Raw genomic sequence first — 4,982 nt, forward strand, 5'->3', positions numbered from 1 at the left:
ACCTTGGTGTCGGGGATCACCGTCGTCAGGGCGTTCTTCTCCAGCACCGCCTGCACCTGGGCGACCTGGCCCCGCTCGCGGACCCGGACATTGATCATCGCCTGGGCGTCCTCGGGGATGATGTTGTTGCGCGTGCCGGCGCTCATCACGGTGAGGTTGGCGGTGATGCCGTCGCCGGACTTCGGGAAGACATCGTCGGCGGCGAGCTGGTGGATCAGCTCGAGGGCGGCGTTGCGGCCCTCCTGCGGGGCGATGCCGGCGTGGGCGGCGCGGCCCTTCACGTCGATGTGGAAGGTGGTCGAGCCCTTGCGCCAGACGGTGAGCGCATCGGGCGGATCGCCCGGCTCCAGGTTCAGCTCCACGTCGGCGTCGGCCAGCAGGCGGCCGATCAGCTTCTGGGTCCCGGGCGAGCCGCGCTCCTCCGAGGTCTCGATCAGGAAGGTGATGGATTTGAAGTCCTTGAAGCCCTGGTCGTGCAGGATCTGGAGCGCGGTCAGCCCTTCGATCACACCGCCCTTCTCGTCGGAGACGCCGGGCCCGTAGGCCTTTTCCGCGTCGGCGCGGTAGGGGCGCTTGGCGACGGTGCCGGGGCCGAACACGGTGTCGATGTGGCCGATCAGCAGCAGCCGGCCCTTGCCGGTCCCGGCGATCCGGGCGACGAGGTTCTCGGGCAGGCCCTGCGCCTCGGCGGGCACGGCCTCGACGCTCATGCCGAGCGCCTTCAGGCGCGGGATCAGAACGGACTCGACCTTGCGGCCGCCTTCGGCGTCGCCGGTGCCGGAATCGATGTCGACCACCTGTTGCAGCAGCTGAAGCTGCCCCGCGCGGGCGGCCTGGGCGGCGGCCCAGACCTTGCCGTCCCTGGCGACTGCCTTGGCTGGTGCGGCGGTGGCCGGGCCGCAGGCCAGGAGCGCGGCGGCCGAAGCCGCGGCCAGATAGATCGAACGCATGGAACTCTCCCCCGAAGATGCAGGCTCCAGCATGGCGGTCCTGCGGCTTTGATCAAGGCGCCTCGGCCTCCCTTGCGCCGAGGCGTCAGGCACGCGATATCGATAGCCACAGCGCGGGCGGATTCCGCCCGTCGACGATTTCTCCAGAAGGGCTTCCCCCGATATGCGTGATCCCACCACTGCGCTCGGACTGGTGCCGATGGTGGTCGAACAGACCAGCCGCGGCGAGCGCGCCTACGACATCTTCTCGCGACTTCTGAAGGACCGGATCGTCTTCGTGGCGGGCCCGATCGAGGACGGCATGGCGGCGCTGGTCTGCGCCCAGCTGCTGCATCTCGAGGCGGAGAACCCGAAGAAAGAGATCCAGATGTACATCAATTCGCCGGGCGGCATCGTGACCAGCGGCCTGGCGATCTACGACACCATGCAGTACATCAAGAGCCCGGTGATCACCCTGTGCATGGGCATGGCGGCGTCGATGGGATCGTTCCTGCTGATGGCCGGCGAGAAGGGCCAGCGCATCGCCCTGCCCAGCGCCCGGATCATGGTCCACCAGCCCTCGGGCGGCTTTTCCGGCAAGGCCACCGATATCCAGCGGCACGCCGAGGACATCATCAAGACCAAGAAGCGGCTCAACGAGCTCTACGCCAAGCACACCGGCCAGCCGATCGAGGTGGTCGAGGAGACGCTGGACCGCGACTTCTTCATGACCGCGGAAGAGGCCAAGGCCTGGGGCATCGTGGACCACGTCTGGGAACGCCGCGAGGGCGACGCCGAGACCTAGGCCCGCCGTTTCAGCGATCTGCGATTTCGAGGCGCTCGCCAGCCAGGGCGGGCGCCTTTTCGTGTCCGCCGCCGCTTTGGTCGGCTGGCGACGAGGCCGACGAATCCGACTGGTCGGCGAACGCCGCTTCGATAAGCTCAACGCTCAAGCTTTTCGGGGGAACACTGCATGAGCCAAGCTACGATGACGCGCCCGGCGCGCGCGGCGGCCGACGTCCGGCCGTCCTTCTACGCCATCATGAGCGCGGTTTGCCTGGCGGTGGCCGTGCTGGGCTTCTCGCCGAGCTTCTTCCTGCCCTTGGCGCAGGGGACGTTCGTGCGGCCGCCTGTGTTCTACATCCACGGCCTGCTGTTCTTCAGCTGGACGATCTACTTCTGCAGCCAGACCTGGCTGGTGGCGGGCGGCAAGCTCGTGCCGCACCGCGAGTGGGGCGTGCTCGGCGCGGCGCTGGCCGCGGCCATGGCGTTCAGCGTCATGACCGTGGTGGTCGTGCGCCTGAACCAGCCCACGCCGATCCCGGCCGGGCCCGGCTCGGCGACCTTCGCCTGGGTGGACGTTTCGGGCATGGCCTTCTTCGGGACCTGCATCGTCCTGGCGATGATGAACACGCGTCGCTCCGAAGTTCACAAGCGGTTGATGCTGCTGGCCACGCTCTCGCTCCTGAATGCGCCGATAGCGCGGTGGGGCGCGGTGCTGTTCGGCCAGCACGACGGGCCGCCGGCCTCGTTCCTGGAGGCCCAGTGGTTCAACCTCGCGGCCGTCGCCCTGATGCTGATCCCGATCGCCTATGACCTGCGGACCCGGGGCAAGGTCTCCAAGGTCTATCTGGTGGGCGTGCCGATCTATGCGGTCATGGACCTGACCTGGCCGCTGGTCTGGTCCTCGCCGGCCTGGACCGCGGCGGCGAACGCGATCAAGCACATCGGGGGCTGATCAGCCCAGGCGTTCGCGCGCCCTGGCGACCAGTTCGGCCTGGCCCGCGGCGTCGGTGACGTCGATCCGCTCGAAGCCCGCGCCGGACGCATCGCGGAGGTCGGCGAACATGCCCTTGGGGTCCTGATGGAAGTGCAGGAAGGCGCGAGACTTCACATAGAAGGTCCCCGGCGATTTCTCGGTCAGGCCGGGGAGGGCGCGCAACTGACCCAGCAGATCGTCCAGCCGGTCGAGGTCCTCGGGACGGGCGTGCCTCATGGCTTTGCCTTGAAGACCTGGAAGCCCTTGATCTCGGCCATGGCCAGCATCTCCCGGTCGCCGGAGGTGTCGCCATAGGCGGCCTTGAGGACCGCATCGTCGCCGAACGCGGCCCTCAGGCGGGCGACCTTCTCCGGCCCGCGGCAATTGGGCGTAGCGAAGGCGCCGCGCACCACGCCCGTGGCGTCGACGGCGAGTTCGGTGGCGAGCAGCCGATCGGCGCCCAGCTTCTCGGCGAACGGGGCGACGAGGAAGCTCGGCGAGGCCGAGACGATGACCAGGCGCGCGCCCTCCGCCCGCCAGCGTCGCCAGGCGGCCAGGGCGTCGGGGCGCAGCAGGCTGGGCGCCCGCTCCGCGGCGAAGGCCTCGGCGTCGGCCTCCAGTTCCGGGACGGTGAGGCCGGACAGGAACTCCGCCACGGCCTCGGCCTTGATGCGCCCGCGGTCGCGGTGGAACAGGTAGGCGATGACGCCAGGCAAGAGGCGAAGGAGGCCGAGCCCGTAGCGCACCGGCCCGGCGCGCCACCGCAAGAACGCGGTGAAGCTGTCCCTGGTGGTGATCGTGCCGTCGAAATCGAACGCGACGAGCGGAGGCCTCGATGGCGGCTGCGGCCGATTTGCCCCTTTTCGCGCGCGATCTTGTGCCATTTCGAGAGGAATCCCATTTAGAACGGTGGGCGGCGCCATCCCCGGCGCCGCGCCGCCATTTGTCGCGACGTCGCGCGAAGGCTTGTGATCCTTAGGCGGATCGGGGAATGTCAAGACTTAGACAACCCGCGGCGCGTATTCTGCATTGATGGGGCGACGAGCCCCGAAGGGCGATGCAGGCGCTCGCCGGCCCCCGGGTCGCCTAGAGAGTGAGAAAACGACCATGACGAAGGCCGCGAGCGGAGATTCAAAGAGCACACTGTATTGCTCTTTCTGCGGCAAGAGCCAGCATGAGGTCCGCAAGCTTATCGCGGGCCCGACCGTGTTCATCTGCGATGAATGCGTCGAGCTGTGCATGGATATCATCCGCGAAGAACACAAGATTTCCTTCGTCAAATCGAAGGACGGCGTTCCGACGCCGAAGGAAATCCGCGAAGTCCTCGACGATTACGTGATCGGCCAGGACCACGCCAAGAAAGTCCTCTCGGTCGCGGTGCACAATCACTACAAGCGCCTGAACCACGCGTCGAAGAACAACGATGTCGAACTGGGCAAGGCCAACATCCTGCTGATCGGCCCGACGGGCACCGGCAAGACGCTTCTGGCCCAGACTCTGGCCCGAATCATCGACGTGCCGTTCACCGTCGCCGACGCCACGACGCTCACCGAAGCCGGTTATGTGGGCGAGGACGTCGAGAACATCATCCTCAAGCTGCTGCAGTCGGCCGACTACAATGTCGAGCGCGCGCAGCGCGGCATCGTCTACATCGACGAGGTCGACAAGATCAGCCGCAAGTCGGACAACCCCTCGATCACCCGCGACGTGTCGGGCGAGGGCGTCCAGCAGGCTCTGCTGAAGATCATGGAAGGCACCATCGCCTCGGTGCCGCCGCAGGGCGGGCGCAAGCATCCTCAACAGGAATTTTTGCAGGTCGACACCACCAACATCCTGTTCATCTGCGGCGGCGCCTTCGCCGGCCTCGAGAAGATCATCTCGGCGCGCGGCCAGGGCACCTCGATCGGCTTCGGGGCCAAGGTCCATGATCCGGACGAGCGCCGCACCGGCGAGATCTTCCGCCAGGTGGAGCCCGACGACCTGCTGCGTTTCGGCCTGATCCCGGAATTCGTCGGCCGCCTGCCGGTCATCGCGACCCTGGACGACCTGGACGAGAAGGCCTTGGTGAAGATCCTTACCGAGCCGAAGAACGCCTTCGTGAAGCAGTACGTGCGGCTGTTCGACATGGAGAACGTCGGCCTGACCTTCACCGACGATGCGCTGAACTCGGTGGCCCGCAAGGCGATCGCCCGCAAGACCGGCGCGCGCGGCCTGCGCTCGATCCTGGAAGCCATCCTCCTGGACACCATGTACGAGCTGCCGACCTACGACGGGGTCGAGGAAGTGGTGGTCAA

General features: G+C 67.3%; 6 protein-coding genes. 3 read left to right on the forward strand and 3 right to left on the reverse strand.

All coding sequences use genetic code 11. The features are described from left to right. Positions 1-950: M20/M25/M40 family metallo-hydrolase (locus tag VGT80_RS03390; protein WP_327452888.1), on the reverse strand; the 950-nt coding region annotated here is incomplete at its 3' end. 163 nt (positions 951-1,113) lie between these two features. Here VGT80_RS03390 and VGT80_RS03395 point away from each other — a divergent pair. Further along, the gene (locus VGT80_RS03395) at positions 1,114-1,734 is read left to right on the forward strand and encodes an ATP-dependent Clp protease proteolytic subunit (RefSeq protein ID WP_327452890.1); all 621 of its coding nucleotides are present in this window, start codon (positions 1,114-1,116) and stop codon (positions 1,732-1,734) included. A 168-nt stretch (positions 1,735-1,902) separates the two neighbouring features. After that, a complete protein-coding gene (locus tag VGT80_RS03400) occupies positions 1,903-2,667 on the forward strand; it encodes a hypothetical protein (protein WP_327452892.1) in 765 nt (254 codons plus the stop codon). On the opposite strand, the gene VGT80_RS03405 is transcribed toward VGT80_RS03400, so the two are convergent. Then, positions 2,668-2,925, reverse strand: coding sequence for a hypothetical protein (locus tag VGT80_RS03405; RefSeq protein ID WP_327452893.1), 258 nt, complete (start codon positions 2,923-2,925; stop codon positions 2,668-2,670). After that, the gene (locus VGT80_RS03410; RefSeq protein ID WP_327452895.1) at positions 2,922-3,572 is read right to left on the reverse strand and encodes an HAD-IB family hydrolase; all 651 of its coding nucleotides are present in this window, start codon (positions 3,570-3,572) and stop codon (positions 2,922-2,924) included. Before VGT80_RS03410 ends, VGT80_RS03405 begins: the two co-directional genes overlap by 4 nt. A gap of 223 nt (positions 3,573-3,795) precedes the next feature. Here VGT80_RS03410 and clpX point away from each other — a divergent pair. After that, a partial coding sequence (gene clpX / locus VGT80_RS03415; RefSeq protein WP_327452898.1) for an ATP-dependent Clp protease ATP-binding subunit ClpX occupies positions 3,796-4,982 on the forward strand: 1,187 nt, incomplete at its 3' end.

Origin of the sequence: Phenylobacterium sp., assembly GCF_035944335.1 — a bacterium.
Taxonomy (GTDB): domain Bacteria; phylum Pseudomonadota; class Alphaproteobacteria; order Caulobacterales; family Caulobacteraceae; genus Phenylobacterium.